The sequence below is a fragment of the Sphingomonas sp. LR60 genome (assembly GCF_036855935.1).
Taxonomy (GTDB): domain Bacteria; phylum Pseudomonadota; class Alphaproteobacteria; order Sphingomonadales; family Sphingomonadaceae; genus Sphingomonas.
In genome coordinates this window covers 2,935,783-2,956,965 of the sequence record NZ_JASPFK010000001.1, presented here as the reverse complement: position 1 = coordinate 2,956,965, position 21,183 = coordinate 2,935,783, and the positions used below count along the sequence as shown (strand labels likewise).

Annotated in this window: 18 protein-coding genes and 2 pseudogenes; 12 read left to right on the top strand and 8 right to left on the bottom strand. The window is 60.5% G+C overall.

Annotation, left to right across the window (positions count from 1 at the left end; all coding sequences use genetic code 11):
* Positions 1-243 precede the first annotated feature (243 nt).
* From QP166_RS13840 to QP166_RS13830, 3 genes are all read left to right on the top strand, one after another.
* Positions 244-1,197, top strand: a complete 954-nt coding sequence (locus QP166_RS13840) for a L,D-transpeptidase family protein (protein WP_333916439.1) — start codon at positions 244-246, stop codon at positions 1,195-1,197.
* Positions 1,194-3,854: a cation-translocating P-type ATPase gene (locus tag QP166_RS13835; RefSeq protein ID WP_333916438.1), complete on the top strand. Its 2,661-nt coding sequence runs from the start codon at positions 1,194-1,196 to the stop codon at positions 3,852-3,854. Before QP166_RS13840 ends, QP166_RS13835 begins: the two co-directional genes overlap by 4 nt.
* A gap of 74 nt (positions 3,855-3,928) precedes the next feature.
* Positions 3,929-4,141 (top strand): DUF4287 domain-containing protein, encoded by a 213-nt coding sequence (locus QP166_RS13830; protein ID WP_333916437.1) that lies wholly within the window; start codon positions 3,929-3,931, stop codon positions 4,139-4,141.
* A 29-nt stretch (positions 4,142-4,170) separates the two neighbouring features.
* On the opposite strand, the gene QP166_RS13825 is transcribed toward QP166_RS13830, so the two are convergent.
* The 3 genes from QP166_RS13825 to QP166_RS13815 all read right to left on the bottom strand — a co-directional run bounded on the left by QP166_RS13825 (position 4,171) and on the right by QP166_RS13815 (position 6,954).
* Positions 4,171-5,322: a glycoside hydrolase family 130 protein gene (locus QP166_RS13825; protein ID WP_333917349.1), complete on the bottom strand. Its 1,152-nt coding sequence runs from the start codon at positions 5,320-5,322 to the stop codon at positions 4,171-4,173.
* 174 nt (positions 5,323-5,496) lie between these two features.
* Entirely contained in the window at positions 5,497-6,300 is an 804-nt protein-coding gene (locus tag QP166_RS13820) for a universal stress protein (RefSeq protein ID WP_333916436.1), read from the bottom strand.
* Positions 6,301-6,369: 69 nt separating this feature from the next.
* Positions 6,370-6,954: a GNAT family N-acetyltransferase gene (locus QP166_RS13815; RefSeq protein ID WP_333916435.1), complete on the bottom strand. Its 585-nt coding sequence runs from the start codon at positions 6,952-6,954 to the stop codon at positions 6,370-6,372.
* A gap of 268 nt (positions 6,955-7,222) precedes the next feature.
* Here QP166_RS13815 and QP166_RS13810 point away from each other — a divergent pair, with 268 nt between their 5' ends.
* The 6 genes and pseudogenes from QP166_RS13810 to QP166_RS13785 all read left to right on the top strand — a co-directional run bounded on the left by QP166_RS13810 (position 7,223) and on the right by QP166_RS13785 (position 11,690).
* On the top strand, positions 7,223-7,447 hold the full coding sequence (locus QP166_RS13810) for a BON domain-containing protein (RefSeq protein ID WP_333916434.1): 225 nt from the start codon (positions 7,223-7,225) through the stop codon (positions 7,445-7,447).
* Positions 7,438-7,869: a BON domain-containing protein gene (locus QP166_RS13805; protein ID WP_333916433.1), complete on the top strand. Its 432-nt coding sequence runs from the start codon at positions 7,438-7,440 to the stop codon at positions 7,867-7,869. The genes QP166_RS13810 and QP166_RS13805 overlap by 10 nt, the downstream gene beginning before the upstream one ends.
* A complete protein-coding gene (locus QP166_RS13800) occupies positions 7,866-8,975 on the top strand; it encodes an AI-2E family transporter (protein WP_333916431.1) in 1,110 nt (369 codons plus the stop codon). Before QP166_RS13805 ends, QP166_RS13800 begins: the two co-directional genes overlap by 4 nt.
* A gap of 161 nt (positions 8,976-9,136) precedes the next feature.
* Entirely contained in the window at positions 9,137-10,084 is a 948-nt protein-coding gene (locus QP166_RS13795) for an IS110 family transposase (RefSeq protein WP_333916430.1), read from the top strand.
* A 20-nt stretch (positions 10,085-10,104) separates the two neighbouring features.
* Positions 10,105-10,821: pseudogene (locus QP166_RS13790) on the top strand (IS6 family transposase).
* A 698-nt stretch (positions 10,822-11,519) separates the two neighbouring features.
* A complete protein-coding gene (locus QP166_RS13785) occupies positions 11,520-11,690 on the top strand; it encodes a hypothetical protein (protein ID WP_333916429.1) in 171 nt (56 codons plus the stop codon).
* Between the two features lie 17 nt (positions 11,691-11,707).
* Here QP166_RS13785 and QP166_RS13780 read toward each other — a convergent pair whose 3' ends face one another.
* The gene (locus QP166_RS13780) at positions 11,708-12,271 is read right to left on the bottom strand and encodes an FxDxF family PEP-CTERM protein (RefSeq protein WP_333916428.1); all 564 of its coding nucleotides are present in this window, start codon (positions 12,269-12,271) and stop codon (positions 11,708-11,710) included.
* Between the two features lie 1,099 nt (positions 12,272-13,370).
* Between QP166_RS13780 and QP166_RS13775 the strand changes: the two genes are divergently transcribed.
* Complete coding sequence (locus tag QP166_RS13775; protein ID WP_333916427.1) at positions 13,371-14,123, top strand: N-acyl amino acid synthase FeeM domain-containing protein; 753 nt, start codon at positions 13,371-13,373, stop codon at positions 14,121-14,123.
* 230 nt (positions 14,124-14,353) lie between these two features.
* Here QP166_RS13775 and QP166_RS13770 read toward each other — a convergent pair whose 3' ends face one another.
* Entirely contained in the window at positions 14,354-14,593 is a 240-nt protein-coding gene (locus QP166_RS13770) for a hypothetical protein (protein ID WP_333916426.1), read from the bottom strand.
* 1,975 nt (positions 14,594-16,568) lie between these two features.
* On the opposite strand from QP166_RS13770, the pseudogene QP166_RS13765 reads away from it, so the two are divergent.
* Positions 16,569-17,285 (top strand): annotated as a pseudogene (locus QP166_RS13765) (IS6 family transposase).
* Positions 17,286-17,479: 194 nt separating this feature from the next.
* Here the strand turns inward: QP166_RS13765 and QP166_RS13760 are convergent.
* Positions 17,480-17,902, bottom strand: a complete 423-nt coding sequence (locus QP166_RS13760) for a hypothetical protein (protein ID WP_333916425.1) — start codon at positions 17,900-17,902, stop codon at positions 17,480-17,482.
* Positions 17,903-17,913: 11 nt separating this feature from the next.
* On the bottom strand, positions 17,914-18,180 hold the full coding sequence (locus QP166_RS13755; RefSeq protein ID WP_333916424.1) for a hypothetical protein: 267 nt from the start codon (positions 18,178-18,180) through the stop codon (positions 17,914-17,916).
* Between the two features lie 497 nt (positions 18,181-18,677).
* On the opposite strand from QP166_RS13755, the gene QP166_RS13750 reads away from it, so the two are divergent.
* Positions 18,678-18,836: a hypothetical protein gene (locus tag QP166_RS13750; RefSeq protein ID WP_333916423.1), complete on the top strand. Its 159-nt coding sequence runs from the start codon at positions 18,678-18,680 to the stop codon at positions 18,834-18,836.
* 770 nt (positions 18,837-19,606) lie between these two features.
* Here QP166_RS13750 and QP166_RS13745 read toward each other — a convergent pair.
* A complete protein-coding gene (locus tag QP166_RS13745; protein WP_333916422.1) occupies positions 19,607-21,160 on the bottom strand; it encodes a diguanylate cyclase in 1,554 nt (517 codons plus the stop codon).
* Between the last annotated feature and the right edge of the window lie 23 nt (positions 21,161-21,183).

The following is a 21,183-nucleotide window of genomic DNA, read 5'->3' as shown; positions in this document are numbered from 1 at the left end:
CTTTCCCTCCTGCCGCAACGTGGGTGGCATGGCAGCAACCGTAGGATCGGGCCCGACAGCTATGACGATCAACCGCCCTTTGGACGGCCCAGCCGCGGTCCCGCGCCGCCCCATTCTACACCTCGCAAATGTTGCCACGCGGTCACATGCCTGTGCCCTCGATCCACTCGAAGTTCGTCGCCCACGACGTTTTGCGAAAGGCGCTGGCCTCGCGTCTAAGCGGGTCGTGGCGGACGACCTGACGTGACGGGCAAACTGATGATGGCGATTGCGGTTGCCTTGGCAATACCGGACTCCGTAGCCGCACAGAGACAACCGATCCCCGCCGCAAACGGCAGGGTCGAGGCGCTGAAGCCCGGCGAATATCTGTGGGCACCCGGGATCGCGCCCGAAGGGCCGGTCACGATCATCGTTAGCCTCAAGACCCAGAAAGCCTATGCCTACCGCAACGGTGTCGCAATCGGAGTTTCGACGGTATCGACAGGAACGAAGGGCTTTGCGACGCCGACGGAGGTGTTCACTGTCCTCCAGAAGGACGCGGACCATGTGTCCAACCTTTACAAGGATGCCGCCATGCCGTTCATGCAGCGGCTGACCTGGGGCGGGATCGTGATGCACGCCGGCAACCTGCCGGGCTATCTCGCCTCGCATGGCTGTATCCGGATGCCGCTGGCCTTTGCCGAGTTGCTGTTCGGCATCACCAGAATGGGCATCACCGTGGTCATCACGCGGAACGCCTTGGTTCCTGTGGTGGTCACGACCCCCGGCGTTCTGAAGCGCGACGAGCGCGCCACCGGTGGTGACCGCTCCTTTGCCTGGAACCCCGCACGCGCTCCCACCGGTCCGGTGTCGATCGTCATCAGCGGTCGCGACCGCCGGGTGGTCGTCCTGCGCAACGGCGTCGAAATCGGATCGAGCACGATCAACCTTGACGCTCCTGTGGAAGAGACCGCGGCGTTCACCCTCCAGGCAATCGATCACGGGGGAGAGCATTGGCTGCGATTGCCGCTGCCCGGACAAACCGGAACCGGGGAGCTGAGTGACGCGGATCGGGCTAAGGGTCGTTTTCCCAATGGGTTCCGCGCCGCGTTGCCGACGGTGCTCACGCCGGGGGCGACGTTGCTCGTCACGCGCGAAACGCTGGCGAGCGCGAGCACTGGCAAGGCGGTGACGGTGATCGAGGCCGACCTCCCATGATCGCCGACCCCACCCGAGAGGAAACCGCCGCGCTTATCGCATGGCACGCGATGTCGAGCACAGATATCGCAGCCCGGCTCGGCACCTCCGATCGGGGGCTGGAGCCTGACGAGGCGGCCGCGCGCCTCGTTCTGGATGGGCTGAACGAATTGGCGCCCCCGCCGACGCCTTCGGTCATCCTGCTGTTCGTGCGGCAGTTCAACAGCCCGCTGATCTGGTTGCTCGTCGCCGCAGCGGCCGTGTCGCTGGGCCTGGGACACACGACCGACGCCGGTTTCATCGGCGTCGTGCTGATCGTCAACGCCCTCATCGGCACGTTCCAGGAGGGCAAGGCTGCGGGGAGCCTGGCCGCCCTGCGCGATATGATCGGCCATACCGCGCCGGTCCGCCGCGGGGGATCCGTTTCGGTGATCGATACGCGTGAGATCGTCGTCGGCGATGTCGTCGAGCTGGAAAGCGGTATGGCGGTGCCCGCCGATATCCGGCTGTCGTCGAGCGCGGCGCTGCGGGTCGACCAATCGACTTTCACCGGCGAGTCCGTCGCGGTCCTTAAGGATGAGGCGGCGCCCCTCGTCGAGCGCACGTCGCCCGGCGACCGCACGACGATGCTGCTCGCGGGCACGATGATTGACCAAGGACGGGGAGCTGGCGTCGTCGTGGCGACCGGTGCCGATACAGCCCTCGGCGCGATCGATGCATCGCTGCGCGATACCAAGGCAACACCCCCGCCGCTCGTCGTGCGCCTCAACCGACTGGCGCGGCAAATCAGTATCGCCAGCATCGCGCTGATCGTGCCGTTCGCGATCGTCCTGCTTGTCCAGGGCCGCCCGGGCGACGAGATCCTGCTGCTGGCGGTCGCGCTTGCGGTATCGGCGATCCCGGAAGGACTGTCGATCGCGGTCACCGTCGCGCTCGCGGCGGGGACGCGCCGCATGGCGGCGCGCAAGGTCATCGTTCGGTCACTCCCAGCGGTCGAGGGGCTTGGCGCCTGCACCATCATCGCCAGCGACAAGACGGGCACGCTCACCCGCAACGTGCTGTCGGTCGAACGCATCCTGCTTGCTGACGGACGGGCGTTCGATCGCGCAGAATGGACGGCTCATGCAGACGCGCTTGTTGCCATCGGCCACGCGGCCGCGCTCTGCAACGAAGCGTCGCTCGGTGCCGACGGCATCCCGGTCGGCGATACCGTCGATGTTGCCCTCCTGGGGTTCGCGCGGGACAACGGCGCCGATCTGGCGGCGATCCGGGCGATCGTCCGGGTCGCAGGGCTGCCTTACGAGCCAGCCCGAAAGTTCTCGTCCGTGGCGGTCGATGAAGGGCAGGGCATCCGCGTGTTCGCCAAGGGCGCGCCCGAAGTCGTCCGGCCGATGTGCCGTCCGGTCGACGCTGCCACGATCGTCAAGGCCAACGCGATGGCGGCCGAGGGATACCGGATCATCGCCGTTGCGATGTCGGACGGATCGGGGCCGGTCGATCCTGCCTCACCGACCGGCCTCGTGTTCCTCGGCTGGATCGGATTAATCGACCCAGTCCGCCCGGAGGTGCCCGCGGCGATCACACGCTGCGCCGAGGCGGGCATCGGCGTTCGCATGGTGACGGGAGATCATCCCGGCACGGCGCTGACGATCGCGCGCGGGCTCGGGCTCGAGGTCCGCGAGGATCAGGTGGTGACAGGCAAGCAGATGAGTGCGCTGACGCAGAAGCCGGCAGAGCTTTCAACGCTCGTGCTGGCGGGCCGCGTGTTCGCGCGGATCGAGCCGGTCCAGAAGCTCGAGATCGTTCGGATTCTGGCCGCCAGCGGCGAGCTGGTCGCGGTTACCGGGGACGGCGTCAACGACGCCCCCGCGCTTCAGGCGGCGCATATCGGCGTCGCTATGGGCATTGCTGGCACCGACGTCGCGCGTGGTGCGGCTGATCTGGTGCTGGCGGACGACAATTTCGCGTCGATCGTAGCGGGCGTCGAGGAAGGTCGCGTGACCTATGCCAATGTCCGGCGGATCGTCATCATCCTCCTGGCGACGGGGATGGCCGAAATTGGCATGTTCCTCGGGGCGGTCGCCTTCGGCCTGCCGATGCCGCTGACCGCGGTCCAGCTCCTGTGGCTGAACCTCGTTACCAACGGCGCGCAGGATGTGATGCTGGGGTTCGGCCGTGGGGAGGGCGATGAGTTGCGCCAACCTCCGCGCGCGCCGGGCGAACCGCTGCTCGATCGCAGTGCGATCGCGCTGATGATCCCGCCCGCCGTGGTGATGACGGGCTTCGCACTCTTCCTGGTCTATGCCCTGCGGCGGGACGGGCATCCGCTTGCCGAGATCCAGAACGCGGTGCTGCTGATGACTGTGCTGTTCCAGAACGTCTATGTGCTGTGCATGCGCAGCGAGCGACGCTCGATCTTCTGGGAGCCGCTGTTCTCCAACCCGTGGCTGCTGCTGGGCATCGGCGTCGCACTTGCGCTGCAGCTTGTCGCCATGTTCTGGCCCCCGTTGGGCGGCATTCTCGGCACCTCGCCGGTGGTCAGCCGGACGCTCTGGTTCTGCCTCGGCGCGACGGTGTCGATGGTCATCGTGACCGAAGCCACCAAGCAGATCGTCGCACGATGGCAGGCCGCAAGGGTGGTACGAGCGATTGCGACGACGGGAGCCGACAGAGCCTGATGATCGGGCTTGCGCTCGGGAAAGCCGCAACCGATCATGCTGCCGGGCCGGCATCAAGGGGAGTGTGAGGAGCGATGGCAGACGAACCGGTCAAGGGGCCTGCCTCCTACTTCCCGTCGATCGAGCAGAAATATGGTCGCCCGATCGACGAATGGCAGGATCTGATCCGGCAGAAGCTGCCGGCAAAGCACATGGAGCTGGTCGCCATGTTGAAGAACGATCACGGCATGGGACATGGCCACGCCAACGCGCTGGTGGCACATACATTGTCTACCCAGAAGACATAAGGCGAGCGAGCCGGTCGCGTCGCTTGCGGCTATCGCATCGCGGCGATCAAATGGTCGAATGGCATGGTCGCGAACGTCGTGAAGCTGTCGGCGACCGCATAGGGCAGGACCAGCGTCCGGCCGTGGATCAGCGCACCGCAGCTGTAGGTGACGTTGGGCACATAGCCCTTGCGCTCGGTCAGATCGGGACGAACCAGCGGACAGGTCATGCGCCCGAGTAGCTTCGACGGATCGTCGCGATCGAGCAGGCAGGCGCCGATCGCGTAGTTGCGCATCGGCCCGACCCCGTGGGTGAGCACCAGCCAACCTTCGGCGACCTCGATCGGCGAGCCGCAATTGCCGATCTGCACAAACTCCCACGGCCATCGTGGTTCGATGATCGTCCTACCGAGCGGCCAGTCGTAGAGGTCGCCCGAATAGGCCAGCGAGATGGTCTCGTTGTCGGCGCGGCCGAGCATGGCGTAGCGACCGGCGATGCGCCGCGGGAACAGTGCCATGCCCTTGCCAGCGCCGGCCGCTCCGTGGATCGTGTCCAACGCGAAGGCGCAGAAGTCCGCAGTCCGCAGCAGCTCCTGGCGGATGCCTTGCCCACTATACGCCGTATAGGTGCCGAGCCACGAGACCGTCCCGTCATCGTCCGCGAAGCGCACGAGGCGCAGATCCTCGATCCCGTTGCGTTGCGCAGGGGTGGAGGGGAAGATGACGGTCTCGGACAGCGCGTAGCCGGGCTCGCACTGCATGCGGACGCCGGCAGATCGCGATCCACCCAGCGCAGCAAGCTCGATCCGCGGTACGATCGCCCGCGCGCCCTGTGGCTCGAGGACAATTCCGCCGGAGGCGTCGCACACCCCGGTCCTGAAAGCGATCGAGGAGACATGGCCCTCGCCGACGGCGCGCAACGAGAGGACGAAACGCACCGACCCTGCGAGAATCCCCGTCTGGTCGGGATGGGCTACGATGCTGGGATTGAAGAGGGCGGCCGCCTCGTAGCCATATTCCTGGCAGAAGTAGGCGCCGATCAGCAGGATACGCTCCTCGCCGATCGGATCATCGTGACCGATGACGCCTTTGACCTCGGCATAACGCTGCGCGAACACCGTCTCGACCTCGGCGTGATGCCCGGCAAAGTCGCGCGTCAGGTCGCAGAGTTCGTCCGCAACCGTGGCGTCGTCGAGGGCCATGATGCGCACAGCGATCCGTCTCGCGCGCGCATGATCGCCATCGGAGCCCGGAACATAGGGTCGGATCACGACCCGCGAAGGATCGGGGCGCAGGACGATGGGCAAGCGATTGACGAATGCGGCATTGGACAATCGAGAGTTCCTTCGAGCGGCGAGGGTCCGGTCTCGACGGCGCTAGTGCGCCAGTAGCAATGGGATGCGGCTGTTCGAGAGGACCGTCTTGGTGGCTCCGCCAACGATGAGCTCGGCTGTACGCGAGTGGCCATAGGCGCCCATGACCAGCAGGGCCGCGCCTACTTCCTCCGCCACCTTCAAGATGGCGCTCCCGGCGTCACCGCTATTCGCGCTGCGACGGGCGACGCTGGTTTCGATCCCATGTCGCAAGAGGTAATGTGCGCCTTGCTCGTTGTAGGTCCGCATAGTCCGATCTTCGATCTCGATCAGGTGGACCGATGCTGCCTTGCGCAGCAGCGGCAATGACGCGCGCAGCGCGACCGAGGACTCGGCGGAACCATTCCAGGCGATCGCGACAACACCGGATGGATCGAAGCCGATGGCAGAAGAAGGGATAGCTAAGACGGGAGCTCGAGCCTTTGACGCGACTGCGGCGACGATCTTATGCGCTTTCGGCCTTGTATCCAGGCTCATGACAATGACGTCTACGATCGGCGACATCTGCAAAATAGCGCTATCCACGCCAACGTCATCCACATGATGCCAGTCCCATTTTGCGTCTTCAGCACTTAAATGAGCCTCAACCTTCACCCTCATATCTCGTCCAATCCGCTCCATGGTCTTTGAGAAGTCGACTGGGAGAACCATGGCGGTAAAGGGGTCATTGGCGAGGTATTCGCCATAAGGAGAGGCGTGAAGACATGAGATATGACCGTCGAACGCCTTTCCGAGTGTGAGGGCTGCCTTGAAGCGACTGTCAAAACCGGCATCGTCTTGGACATGGAGAAGTATCGACTGCATCATTTTTCCAGTCTTCTACGCAAGCAAAAATATTTCGAGTCGACGCTTAGCCAGGCAGGATAAACTGCCCCGTCAGGCGACTTGAGGTTCAATTGACATCTGCAGCACGATGAGCATGGGATCGCCCGGGCAGGGTGAGGCGGACCAGCCCATCTCGCGCTCCAGCTTGATCGCTTGATGATTGTCGCGGCTCTCGACCGACTCCAGCATCTTGATACCCTTGGATCGGGCGAACCGCACGACATGCTCGACGAGCGTCCAGCTGATCCCACCGCGCTTGAAGTCCGACCGGATCGCTACCGCCACCTCGGCATTGGTCAACGTCTCGTCAGCGGCGAGCATGGCGGTCGCGATGACCAGGCCGGTGTCGCTCTCGATGGCCAGGAAGTTTTCGGTGCGGGTATGATCGACCGATACCAACGCTTTCAGCTGATCGGATCCGACCTTCTGGACTGCGCTGAGAAAGCGGAACCGCAGATCCTCCTTATCGACATGCGTGAAGAACTCGGCGAGGGCCGCCTCATCCGCCGGCGCCGCAGGGCGCACGTGGAAATGATAGCCGGTACGCGAGATCAGGTCGGCGCTCCAGTCCGCGTCGTGCAGAGGTAGCGCCGGCGCCCCGGGGCTGTCCGGGCGAGTGGTGACGAGTTCGATCACATTGGATCCCTTGGCTAGGCGTGACGGCTGGCGATCGGCAGTGCGACCACCCCTTGTCGCCGCTTCTAGCCCGTCGCGGACGGCTATCGCAGGCTCGGGAAACACGTAAGCGCCTCTGCATGAGAGCCGCGCCGACATCGATCGCGACGCGCGATCCCTTTGGTTGGGCACGTATTTCCCGACCCTAGGCCATCAGCCGTTCGGCGTTACATCGAGGGGGCGGGGCATCCGGTTCAACGGTTTTTGCCCATCCTACAAGGAGACCATGATGCCCCACGACCGCGCGCTGCAGGAAGCTGTCCTTGCCGAGTTGGTATGGGAGCCGAGCATCAATGCCGCCCATATCGGCGTTACCGCCGGTGCCGGCGTCATTACCCTGTCGGGTCACGTCGAGAACTTCCTGCAAAAGCGCAACGCGGAGAAGGCAACCGCCCGGGTGCGGGGGTCAAGGCGGTCGTCGAGAAGCTGCTGGTCAAGCTCGCATTGCCCCTGAAGTATGGCGACGAGGAGATCGCGCGCGCAGCGCTCAACCGGCTCGACTGGGAAGACAGCGTACCGGCAGGCGTGATCAAGGTGCGTGTCGAGCAGGGCTGGGTCACGCTGTCCGGTATGGTCGAATGGAACTTCCAGCGCGAAGCCGCGGAGAAGGTGCTGCTCGGTATGATGGGCATCGTCGGCATCCAGAACGACACCACCGTCAAACCGCATCCGGTTGCGTCCAATATCCGTGCCGAGATCGACGCGGCGTTGCATCGCTCCCGGTTCGATCCCGACACGATCACCGTTACGGCTGAAGGAGGGACGGTGACGCTTTCCGGAACCGTCCCGACCATGTCGGACCGATATGTCGCCTGTCAGACGGCCTGGAACTCGAAAGCCACCTCGGCTGTGCATAACGATCTCGTGGTCGCATGACGATGAGTGCTCTGCGAGACACGCGTCACGCGGAGCGCCGCCAGCGGCCGGACCTGACACTGGCGCATCTGGCGCTCGGCGTCGTTGCCGTCGCCGTGACCATCGTGTTTCTATGGTCGGTGTGGGCGTTCCTCGGCGCGATCCTCTGGAGCGTGGTCGCCGCAATCATGTTCTGGCCCTTGAACAACCGCATCCTGTCCCGCTTTCCCGGGCGACAAAACCTCGCGGCCTTCCTTACACTGCTCGTGGTCGTCACGATGGGCGTCGTACCGGGTGTCGCCCTATCGATGTTCCTGCTTGACCAGGCGGGCGCGATCTATGCGCAGATTCAGTCTGGTCAGATTGACATCGCCGCGATGTTCGAACGTATCCAGGCGGTCCTGCCGGGCTGGATGGCAGGCCTGATGCGTCGAACCGGGATCACCGACCTCGATTCCCTTCGTGAGCAGCTGTCGATCGGTATCACGGCGAGGCTGCAAATCCTGGCGTCGCACGCGCTGACCATCGGCCAAAGTGCCGCAAGCTTCCTCCTGTCGCTCGCCGCGACGCTCTACCTGACCTTCTTCCTGCTGCGCGACGGGCAGTCGATGACGTCTAGCATCGGCAACGTCGTGCCGCTCAAACCGGACGACCGCGGGGTGCTCGCCGCTCGCTTCGTGACGGTCGTTCGCGCGACGGTTAAAGGGGGCGTCCTCGTCGGGGCAGCACAAGGGTCGGTTGGCGGCATCATCATGGCCATGCTCGGTGTGCCCAATGCGCTTTTATGGGCGGTCGTGATGGCGCTTTCGTCCCTGCTGCCGGCGGTGGGGACCGGCATCGTCTGGGTGCCGGTCGCGATCTATCTCTTTGCGACAGCCGACATGTGGCACGGTCTGATTATGACCGTCTCGGGCGTCCTCGTGATCGGCTCGGTGGACAATGTGCTGCGGCCGATCCTGATCGGCCGCGAGACGAACATACCCGATTTCGTCGTGCTGGTGACGACGCTCGGGGGGCTGGCCGCTTTCGGGTTCAACGGACTCCTGATCGGGCCCGTTGCTGCCGCCATCTTTATCACGGTCTGGAGCCTGATCAGCTTGTCGATGACTGCGCCCGTCGCATCATAAACGAACGGCCGGTGCGCGATGCAGCGACACAGCCTGCGACATGATCCAACTTGCGAACTTGGGCAGTCGTTAAGGGCGTGCGAATGGCCGGATGTGATGACGTGGACGGCTCTCCAACCCGCCTGCAGAATGATCTGCGTAGAGCCGGAAGGAGAACTGCGATGGGCAGCGTCACCACGATAGGTCTAGATCTCGCGAAGAACGTGTTCCAGGTGCATGGCGTCGATGCGGAGGGCGTGGCGGTGATCCGCCAGCGGCTGACCCGTGGGCGCATGCTGAAGTTCTTCGCCAAGCTACCGCCATGTCTGGTCGGTATCGAGGCGTGTGCGACCTCGCACTACTGGGCACGCGAGCTGGTTTTGCTCGGGCATGACGTGAAGCTGATGCCGGCGCAGTACGTGAAGCCGTACGTCAAACGGGGCAAGAACGACGCGGCCGATGCGGAGGCGATCTGCGAGGCGGTGACCCGCCCGACGATGCGCTTCGTCGGCATCAAGTCGCCCGAGCAGCAGAGCGCGATGATGCTGCATCGTGTTCGCCTGATTCTGAATCGCCAACGGACGCAGTTGTCGAACGCGATGCGGGCGCACCTAGCCGAGTTCGGGATCGCCGCGCCGATCGGCAGGAACGGCATCGAGCAGCTCCTCGACGTCATCGCCGACCCGACTGACGAGCGGGTGCCGGCCGATGCGCGGTTTTGCCTGGAGATGCTGGCGGCTCAGCTGCGCATCGTGAAGGAGCAGATCCTCGAGAACGACCGCCGCATCCTGGCGAGCGCACGCGAGACCGAGCTTGGCCGTCGGCTGATGGAGATACCCGGTGTGGGGCCGCTGCTCGCCAGTGCCATCGTCGCCACCGTTCCCGATCCAGCGATCTTCCGCTCAGGCCGCAATCTCGCCGCGTGGATCGGCTTGGTGCCGCGGCAGAACTCCAGCGGCGGCAAGGAGCGGCTCGGCGGCATCACTAAGGCCGGGCATCAGTACCTGCGCCAGATGCTGATCGTCGGCGCCATGGCGGTCGTGCGCTTTGCCGAACGTAACGGTGCCAAGCGGCCGTGGCTTGTTCAGCTGGCTCCGTCAAACCAAAAGCACCGGCTAGTAATCAAGTGATGGTGGGGTAGGGCAGGGCCATGCCCCGCCCGCGCAAACCAGTCTCGCCGTTCCGCTACTTCAACTCGTCGCCTGAGGTGATCCGGCTGGTGGTGCTCATGTACGTGCGCTTCCCGCTGTCGCTGAGGAACGTCGAGGATCTGCTGTTCGAGCGCGGCATCGACATCTGTCACGAAACGGTGCGGCTGTGGTGGAACAGGTTTGGACCACTGTTCGCCGGTGACATTCGCCGCTAGCGGGTGAGCCGGATGCGCGGTTTTCGTCACTGGCGCTGGCACTTGGACGAAATGTACGTGAAGCTGAATGGCGAGATGGTCTACCTGTGGCGGGCGGTGGATCACGAGGGTGAGGTACTGGAAAGCTACGTCACGCGTACCCGCGACAAGGCTGCGGCACTCGCGTTCATGAAGAAGGCGATGAAGCGCCATGGCTCGCCCGAGGCGATCACCACCGACGGTCTGCGCAGCTATCGTGCCGCCATGAACGAGCTAGGCAACGCCGAGAAGCAGGAGGTTGGCCGCTGGCCGAACAACCGGGTGGAGAACAGCCACTTGCCGTTCCGACGAAGGGAGAAGGCGATGCAACGCTTCCGGCAGATGAAGACGTTGCAGAAGTTCGCATCTGTCCATGCCAGCGTCCACAATCACTTCAGCCTGGAACGCCACCTTATCGATCGACAGACCTACCGGGAACGACGCTCCGCCGCATTGGCGGAGTGGCAGGCGTTTGTCAGCTGAACATCGCCGTCCAAAGACACAAATGCATCGTGTGGAGAGCGGTTCGCATTAGACTGACAGCACCATTTAAAAGCATGCGCGATCATTGCACCCTCCTGACGCGCAAGATGGAACCTCCATCGTCATCCCATCGACCAGCGCCATCTTCGTCCAAATTTGTCGAACGAGACTGATAGGAGGGCTTGTGAGAAATTGCGCTGCCGGCGAGTATGAGACCATACGCCGCCGCCAGACCGCGATGAGCGGCGCGCGCTTCCAACGACCCCGCTGTTCGAGCATTATGCAGCGAAGTCTGCTCGCGACCGACAATGTAATTGATGTCCATGCGCTCGACTCCGCCCAGCGGGAGCGCAATGTCTCTCAGCCGCACGGTGCTCGACGAGAAAATGCGGTGTTATTTAGATCGGGTGCCCCCCTTCGACATTCAAGGCGTACAGTCACCCCATTTCGGCAAAAGACACTCTTGGCTTTGAGCGTCCTGACCTGCTGCCCGGAATTCATGTCATCGGCAAGTTAGCTCGTCTTTTGAGGACGAACGGTGCGGCCACGCCGATTTCCCGAGGATCAGATCATAGGAGGGTGCCGCGCGAGCATGAGGCTGCCGCGAAGACGACGGACCTGCGCCGCGAATATGGGATCACGGACGTCACCATTCACAAGCGGGGGTCGATGTACGTCTGCATGACGATGTAGAGGGGGTGCGGCTGCGTATTCCGAAGAACGAGAACCAGCTGCTGAAGAAGCTACTGGCCGCGTCGATGTTGGACGTGTCGGCGCTGAAGGATTTGCTGGGAAAACTGACACGGCCTGCGGCGCGCTACGCTGCAGTGGAGAAGCAAATGGCCGAAGGAAAAAGGGTCAGCGATTGATCGCCGACCCCCAAATCCTAGATCGCCGGTTGAATGCGACTGCCTGTTTGTCGACGGCGCAGCGAATAGCCCATTATGCCGAAGCCGACAATCATCAGCGCCCACGTTCCGGGTTCTGGCACGGCAGCAGTCGGGCTGAAAGTAGCCTGTCCACCATACGCGCCGTTACCCCGCGAGATGCCGTTCACCTGAATCGAGTTCAGCTTGTTTGCGGTGATCGGGATACCTTGCGCAAATGCGACCTCAAACGCACCTCCGCTTGTCACGGTCAAAGTGGCAGCGATGCCGTTGACCAAGACTGAGGTAAAATCAAGATCATTCGCCGTGAACAGGTCATCCATATTCACGCTGGTAGTTACTGTTCCGCTGCCTTGGCCGTTTAACGGAAGGGTAAACGTGAAGTAGTCCGTGAACATACCTGCAACGATGCCAACATTCCGAAACGATCCGGCGAACGAGCCGTTCGGGCCGGCTGTTGCGGTGAAGTTTGGAGATCCCACCGGGAAGGTGGTAGCGCCTGCGGACGGCGCGAGCAGAAACCCCGCAGCGACAACTAGTGCCGACGTCATGACGTTTTTCATGAAAATTTCCTCTTTGAGCAAGCTTAATAAAACTCCGCTCGAGGCCGTATGTCATGATTGGACGCAACTAATAATCAATCCATGATAATAATTATTGGTATTCTGCCCGATTGTAAAAATTATACATGAAAAATGATTAATTTATATCATGTTGGATTTTTAGGGATGAATGAGATTTCTTGCCCGCGATTCATATTTGCTCGTAAATCCGTACGGATAGATCAAATGACAATGTCGTTTGAGTCACGCGCCTGTTCTGCGTGGAGGAATTTAGTCGGCCAAGGCAGATGCAATGAGAGGCGCTTTTCAGACGCCCCCCACACATGGCTCCGCGCTCACGAGCGCCACCAGATTTTGGAATGACTTACATCCGCGTCGTTACCGCGGCTAGCTCCTCCCGCCCCCACCGCCCACAACACGACCTCCGGCTTCTTCATCGGGTTCGTCAGCTTCGCGTCAGGTAGTGGTTCTTTCTACAGCCTCTCACGGTGGGAGCGAGCCTTCATGGTCGAGCACACATCAGGCGCCCTAATCGACGCAGGCCACTTGAAACGCCCTCGGCCGGATGGTCGTGACGCGACCGCCGCCCAACCATTACCACTCGCAGCGGTCAGGCCATCAACGCCAGCTCTCTATGCATCAACTCCGATCACAGCATCGAGAGCGCGATAGATTGATCAGCAGAAGTTTAAAAATTCGCCCGCACTATCGCAGGTTAGCGAATTTATTCATCTCCTATTAATATTTATATCCAGCTGGTTAAGCCATTTTAACATTGGAACGGATAGTTCCATCAAAATCCTGCTTCATATGTTATAAACATCGGAGGCAAGCGCAATTAAAGCACGCCTGACCTTGGATTCTAGATTCTCGGTAGCGAATCATGGCTTGATCTGCTTTTTGGAACTATACGAGGTTCGGTAGTTTTTCTGATTGCGATACAAGTGTGCCTAGTCGATCTGAACTTCGCGCAAATACCTTTTTTTATTTAGATAGACCTAGAAATCCCTGGCACTACTAAGGGTCCAGCCAAATGACATAGGATTACTGACATTGATGCTATTCATGTGCGCACCGAAATTCTCAGCGAGACCTGTCTATGCTTGGCAAGCTAATCTCAAGAAATAAGTATCATCGTCCGATCCGCAAGTCGCCGATGGGCGGATTCGCCTACCGCGGAGGTGGTAGCCATTTTGTAGAAATTGCAAGTATTTACGATAATGGTTCCCCCATCACCATAAATGTTGCTGACAGTGAAACTGCTCGCGAGAGCGCCTGCTCTCTAATAAATAGGCGCTACATAGCAAGAGGCTATGGTGGAGACCATAGGATTACCACGAACCCATCTAGTCTAACGTTTACGGCTTTTGATGGCCAAATGGTATTTGGCACCCTGACATTAGGCGTAGACTCGGGTGCGGGACTTGCAGCAGATCGGACCTTTAGAGATCAAATAGATAGATTCCGGCAAAAGCCCTATGTTAATGTCTGTGAATTGACAAGTCTAGCTGTTGATGCGGCCATCCCATCCACAGGTTTACTTGCTGCCATATTCCATTTCGCGTTTATATATGGCAGTCATCATCGAATGTGTACCGATCTTTTTATAGAGGTAAACCCCCGGCACCGTCGGTTCTACGAGGCAATGCTTGGATTTATCTCCGTCGGGGATGTCAGAATTAACGAAAGCGTCGCAGCGCCGGCTCAATTGATGCACTTGCAAGTTTCTTACGTTCGAGGGCAGATAGACAATGAGAATAAACGGCTTAGATCGGATCGGAATCGATCGCTTTATCCATTTTTCTTCTCCTTGGACGACGAGTCGATGATCGCCGCGCACGTGCGCAGCTAGCTTCTAATATAGACTAGGCCTTAAATATTCCACTAAAGTAGATCATCCCTGATCACGCAATCTAATGAGAGTATTAAACAGTACATTCCTCAGCGCATAATATCGAATAGCTACGCAGCCTGTATGGTAATGCAAAATGATCGCGCGCATCCAGTATAACCGACACGCGAATATTGCCAAACTGTAATATTCCAGCATCGCAGTGGTGTCGCGCTCCCTTATTTGGGTAGCTATGTTTTACAGATCGAGTTCGATACTTCAATCGACACGACGAACGCGCCCTCTTCCCGACCGTCAACCTCGACGATGTTGCAAAGAGCAGTCATTTCTCCAAGCGCGGGCACCGTGTGAAACGCAATCGCAACTACCGCTTGTGCGGCTGCAATTCGGGCATCAACCATGGTCGGATGAAATGCCTCGAACCAGGATCGGATCGCAGCACCGACAATCGAGATGCGATAATAGGGCATGCTTAGCTAGAACCGAACGCGCGTGGAGTCGATGATCGAACGCCGGGGATAGAAAAAGCTGCTTTTCTGAAGCGGCACGCCATAGGCTGGGGCAATTGCCCGATGCGCGGCACCGCCGGCTGCGCGATGGCCAACTGGGCATTATGCAGGCAAATTTGCGCGCGCTTGAGAATATGAGTCATATCCACGCAAATGCCTCCTGAGCGGAGTGCCTGATCGTTGAACGCATGTCGCTCGGGTCACGCGCACACCACCGCCAATATGGAGGTGCCACCGCCAGTTACACCTAGCCCGCAAAATAAACTGGCGTGCCGGGTCGCGGTCTGAGCTGCCATCGTGCTGCCGGTCCGACTCACTCGCCCGGAGGTGAGTGGCGGCGAGCCGTCGATAGGTGAGCGGACAGTGGCGAGGGAGACGCTTTTTTGCAGCTTCAGCCTGGACCGGCACGTTCCCGCGGATGATTTGCTGTGGCCCATCTACCGGTCCTTGGGCCTGTCGAGCATCTACGCCGGGTAAGGTTCTTCCACTGCGAGACGGGTTGCCACTCAGTCGATCCCGAACTGATGATGCCGACGCTCATGACCAGCTATTTCATGGGGAGCCACCGCCCGGAATCTCCACCAGATGGCCAAGCTCATCGATGACGACGCAGCCGCGATCGCCTCAAGCGATCAGCGCTGCTCAGTGCAACGTAGCGGCTATGCGGCTGCTGCCCAAGCGCTGAGCCTAATCAAGGCGGATTGAACAGGGCGTTGAGTGTAAAGCTCCAATCTAAACTGATTAGCTGTAACCCGAGCGCTACGAATCATATTTTGTAGTGCCGCTCGCTTATGTATCGACATCATCATATATAGCGATCATCATTTGCGATCCATCCGTGAGCACGCAAATGGCAGAGGGGCAAACCTCTCGCTTGCAGAGCTAGGTATCTGCCATGACGAATATCTCGGATATTGCCGCACATCCGCGCTTCTCAATTGGAGTGCCGACAGCACCGAGTGGCGCGCTGCAAGGCCCGTCGTCGCCCGACCGGGCGAGGGTAATGCTTCAAATGTCAGGATCTTACAGTTTTGGTCTTCTGCCCCATGGCGTGAAGCAGGACCAGTTAACATGACCCGGCGCACGCACACTATCAGCGACAAAGATCGGGTGAAATCCCGGGCGATCAATGTCGATGCGAGCCCAGCCGACGTCGTAGCTCGCTGTATAGCTATGGGCATCTCTATCAGCTCGATTGAGCCCCTCGTAAGCCGGGGCACTCACGTGGTTTTGACGAACATGCCCGGGGCATTGGCGTTAAGGCAGGCGTTCAGTTCGCTCATAGTTACATCACAGGTTCAACGCGATCTCTGGCAAGTCCACAATCCAGACGCTCCCTATGGCGTATGATCTTCCAGCTCCCGCGCTTCCCCCTTGGCCTCGACGCTCGCACGTTCGGGTAATCGCCGATGCTAGGGAAATAGACCTCGCCGCATCCCAAGTACCATGGCATAGTGCCGCTCTCGGAACCGGAGTTGGTGGAGTCACCTTATTTCAGTGCTTCAATCATTGGAGTATGCTTAAGACGGCTTCTGCGAGGGCAGCGGCGACAATCCTGTGTCACACAAACGTCCAATTGGCTGGATGGCCTGTTCCGCTCCGCAAGCTAGGCGCCAAGCAAATCAGCGATCTTTCGACGCTTCTTAATCGAGTCAAAGGTACTACTTGCCTAGGTGTTTGATCCGACGGTCTGATGGTGTGATCCTTAAGTTGGAATGGAAGGAAGCCGTATGGGACAGGCACGTCACGAAAGCGCTACGACCACGCAAGCGGCCCGCGCCGCAATACAGTGATCGCAAGCTCCGCTCGTGACCCTGAGCCGAGAGCTGGACATTGACGTAATGGGGTGGACGGCCCCTGCACCAGCGTAGCTGCGGGCATCGTCAAACCAAATGCACCTGCTGGTAAACGGGTGAGGGTGGGGTAGGGCAGAGGCATGCCGCGCCCCCGCAAGCCAGCCTCGCCGTTCCGCTACTTCAACTCGTCGCCTGAGGTGATCCGGCTGGTGGTGCTCATGTACGTGCGCTTCCCGCTGTCGCTGAGGAACGTCGAGGATCTGCTGTTCGAGCGCGGCATCGACATCTGTCACGAAACGGTGCGGCTGTGGTGGAACAGGTTTGGACCACTGTTCGCCGGTGACATTCGCCGCTAGCGGGTGAGCCGGATGCGCGGTTTTCGTCACTGGCGCTGGCACTTGGACGAAATGTACGTGAAGCTGAATGGCGAGATGGTCTACCTGTGGCGGGCGGTGGATCACGAGGGTGAGGTACTGGAAAGCTACGTCACGCGTACCCGCGACAAGGCTGCGGCACTCGCGTTCATGAAGAAGGCGATGAAGCGCCATGGCTCGCCCGAGGCGATCACCACCGACGGTCTGCGCAGCTATCGTGCCGCCATGAACGAGCTAGGCAACGCCGAGAAGCAGGAGGTTGGCCGCTGGCCGAACAACCGGGTGGAGAACAGCCACTTGCCGTTCCGACGAAGGGAGAAGGCGATGCAACGCTTCCGGCAGATGAAGACGTTGCAGAAGTTCGCATCTGTCCATGCCAGCGTCCACAATCACTTCAGCCTGGAACGCCACCTTATCGATCGACAGACCTACCGGGAACGACGCTCCGCCGCATTGGCGGAGTGGCAGGCGTTTGTCAGCTGAACATCGCCGTCCAAAGACACAAATGCATCGTGTGGAGAGCGGTTCGCATTAGACTGACAGCACCGCCACAATGTCGCAGAAACCCTCGGGTTTTTAATCGCGCCGCGTTTCTGCCCTACAATCTGCCCTAACAAGCATGTCGCTTGGTTCAAACGACCAGCACGGCTTGGTCCGGCCTGGCGCCGGATGGTCGCCTACCGGTCAAACTGCTCCGGCGACAAAGGAGCGGTAGGATCGGCAACGGTATGCTCCGGATCTTGGCGCGGCTCGAATGCTACGACCCATTGCGGGTAGCCGTTTGGCGACATGACGATGTCTGCATGCCCGAGCGGATCACTACCGGTTTCGATCCAACCGGCTCCGTCACAGTAATCGCAGATTGCACGCTTGCAGCGGAAGCTTACCAGATCAATTTCGGTGTTCCACTGACCGTGTCCCTTACAGATCGGGCATATAGCGTCGAGCGTGCCGTTCCGCGGCTGTAGCGGAATGATGTCGAACGCGTGAGGGTTGTTCGGGCCGTCGCAGTGGACGACGTTGCTGGCGTGGGCGATCAGTCTTCTCCTTGTCGGCTCACGAACTAGCAGATTGGCGATCGAGACGCAGGTGAACTGCAATGGTTAGGCAATCACTCGATTGAGCCGGCGATGTCGGCGATCTCCTTGTTGGATAGTCCTTCATCTTCATCTTGAAGGAACTGCACCAGTTCGCTGATATCCGCAGGCCCATACATTAGTGCGAAATCATCCATCTTGATCGCAGCTGAAGAACGATCTTCGTCGGACAAGTTACTAACGATGTCGGCGCACTCGGCCAATGTGCCTTTACCAAGCACGTCAGCGCCTCCCACATCTGCGTAAATCGTGGCAGGCTCGCTTAGTGGGTAGGTCGTCATGGCTGCTCCTCTTCTGGAGCGCTAACGTGCGCGCAGCCTCATTGGGCTCACGGACGAACGCGTTGCCACCCCAATCACGTACTGGTCCCGTCAGGCATTGGCCTATCGAAAATTGCTTCTTTGTTGGGTTAAGTGGCGCAATGTGGGCGCATGTCAGAGCGCGGCCGATGACGATCGGTTAACCACCGCGAGTTATAGAAGGCTCAGGGTTTGACCCTGCTCCTTGACGCGCCCTGCGGCTTCCTCTGTACCCGTCGCAGGGCGCTTTAGGTCGAGCGTGGCTCCCCAGCTGGCGGATACAGCGACACGGTTGGCGTTGAATTCAAAAGCGCCATTGTGGCTATGACGAGCGGCTGACGCTCCAACACGGCGACGGATAGACCAAGTGGAAGCTGCAAGGAGATGCCCGATGGGCTGGTGAGCGGCATGTGCACATCGCCGCGTCAGGCTACCATCGTGCGGATTGTTCCAGCCGAACTCTCGCCTAAGCTGTGGCGATGATCAACGATTCGCAGCTGCCGCTGACCCCTGAGGCTCTCGCCACTTGGACCGACCAGGAACTCATCACCGAATGGTCAAAGACGACGTGGGATAGCGGGGATCCACGGATGGCTGCGATGGCTGACGAGATTGAGCGGCGGGGATTGGACTTTTGACAATCCGGCGCGACCAGTGGAGCGAATTGATTGCCATCGAACGTCGCCGCGGCCCCGACACGCCATACTGGCTTCACGATCGGGTGAATGAGCTGCTTCACGCTGGCCGAACCGCTGAAGCCGATCGCCTTTACGAGGTCGCTCAGCTCTATGAGCTTCTGAGGCGGCCAGCGACGCTGCAATGACGATAGCTCGGCCGCCCATTCAACGCTCCTGGCGACCTAATCTTTGTTAACCATCACGATGTAACCAAAGTAGGATAAGGCAACGCGGTGATGAGGCGCCCGAGTCGCAAAGGGTTCTACATGGTTCAAAACGCGTACGCTGAAGGCTTGAAGGCGGGCGCTGTACGTCAGGCATCAACTGCTGACTGCCCGTACCGGACCACGTTGGTCGAGCGGGAGCGGGCCGACTGGATGCGTGGCTTTGCAGTCTCTCGCCAGGATCGTGGCAAATCCGTCCACCGCTAGGATCCACGAATCCGACGAACCGCCTAGATTGTAAGACGGGGCCATTGGCCTGAATCAGCAAAGCTCGTTAGCCACGGCACCTTCATCGATCGCTCATGCATCGGAGGCGTGACGGATGGCCGAGCAACCACAAGCAACTAACGGCTCTCGGCTTCGAAGCGAAGCAGCGCGGTGGCGCCGCGTGGCAGAAGGCCTCACCAGTAAGAACGACCGAGCGACCATCATCCGTTTGGCTGAGGAAACCGAACAGGCCGCGGCTTCATGGGAGCGTAGCCAAACCCGTGGTTCACTGGACGGACGCTAGCTTTGCCCCACCCGCCGGGAGTTTTCTATTTCGATATTCACTCCTAGCCATCGGGCGATTGAGCCATCCTCGTTACGAAGCGGAACAGCGTGGACGCTCATCCACCGGTAAAGGTCGTCATACCGCTTTAGCCGGTATTCAGCGTGCACCGAACGTCCATCGCGGACTGCGTCGCGCCAGGTTGCTTTGATGACCTGCCGATCATCGGGATGGATGGCGGTCAGCCAGCCAAATCCCTTCCAGTCGTCGTAGCTCTGTCCGGTGTAGTCGCGCCAAGTCGGGCTGTCGACTTCTACAACGCCGTCTGGCGCGGCTTCCCACGTCATTTTGGCAATGCCGAGCAGCAGCAGTTGAGACCGCACCTCAGCTTCACTGTTTGACAGTTGGCGCTCTGCTTCTGGCTGCTGAGAGGACACAATCGACCAGTTGGCCTCCTTCAACAACGGGCGCGAGGCGCGGGTCTTGCGCTCGATCTTCCGTTGCCGAAGCACGGCGTCCGCACTGGTAAGCAGCGCTTCCACGCTCTGGATGTAGCCCGCGCCGCGGCGAGATCCGACACTGGCTCGCACGGACACTGATAGGGCATCGACGCGATATAAGGCGTTGAGTGCCCGTGCGATGCGGGTGGCATATTGCTCGACCTCCTCATCACTGTCCGCATGGTTTTGAAGAAGGACGAACTCGTCTCCACCAAGCCGGACTACAGCATCGTCTGGTCGACTGCAGCCGCGCAGCTTTTCTGCAACCAGCTTGAGGATGCGGTCGCCGACCTGATGGCCAAGCTGATCGTTGATGGCCTTGAAGTCGTCGAGATCCACGTAGTGCAGGGCGATGCGATCGACCCTCCCCGCGATTTTGCAGGCATCGAAGGCGTTGGAGAGCGCGAGCCGGTTGCCAACGCCGGTCAGGTGATCCGTTTGCGCTTGGCGGGCATAGTCGCGGCGGCTGGTGGCTTTGGTCGATTGCGACACATAACGCTTGCTGAGGCTGCGTAAGCCCCCTGCGAGTAGAGCGAGCAGTGCTGCAGCTGAGACCAGGGCGCTCGTATCGGCGCGGAACAAGAGAACGCCGGATGGTGGGAGTACCGAAAGCAGCAGGCTGGTGACGACTATGCGGGGACGAAGAGCGATCGTCGCCGCAGCGCCGGCGGCATAGCCAACGACGGCGATGCTGACGGGCATCTGCCATTCGACAAGTGGCAGACTCAGCGCCCGGGCGGCGAAGAGGCCGAAGATGCACGCAAACGCGCAGTAGGTGACCGCAAACTGCCTCTCAAAGCGAGTGGCATCATCAAGTGAGAAGTCCGGTCGAGCGCAAAGCTGGCGGCCGCGTAGCAGCACAAACAGGCGAGCCGCGCTTGCAAACGTCCCCAACGCGACCAAGCCAGTGAGCAGCCCGTCTTGAGCGGCGTGCATCGCGAGTGTCCCGATTGCCACGAACATTAGCGTCATGATGGTCGCTGGCATGCGCGTTTCGCATAGGCTCACGACAAGCTCGATGTACGTGCCGCTGGGCAGATCGCGGATAAAGGCGCGGTCGGGCTCTTTCACATCGCCCCTAATAAGGGCGATTG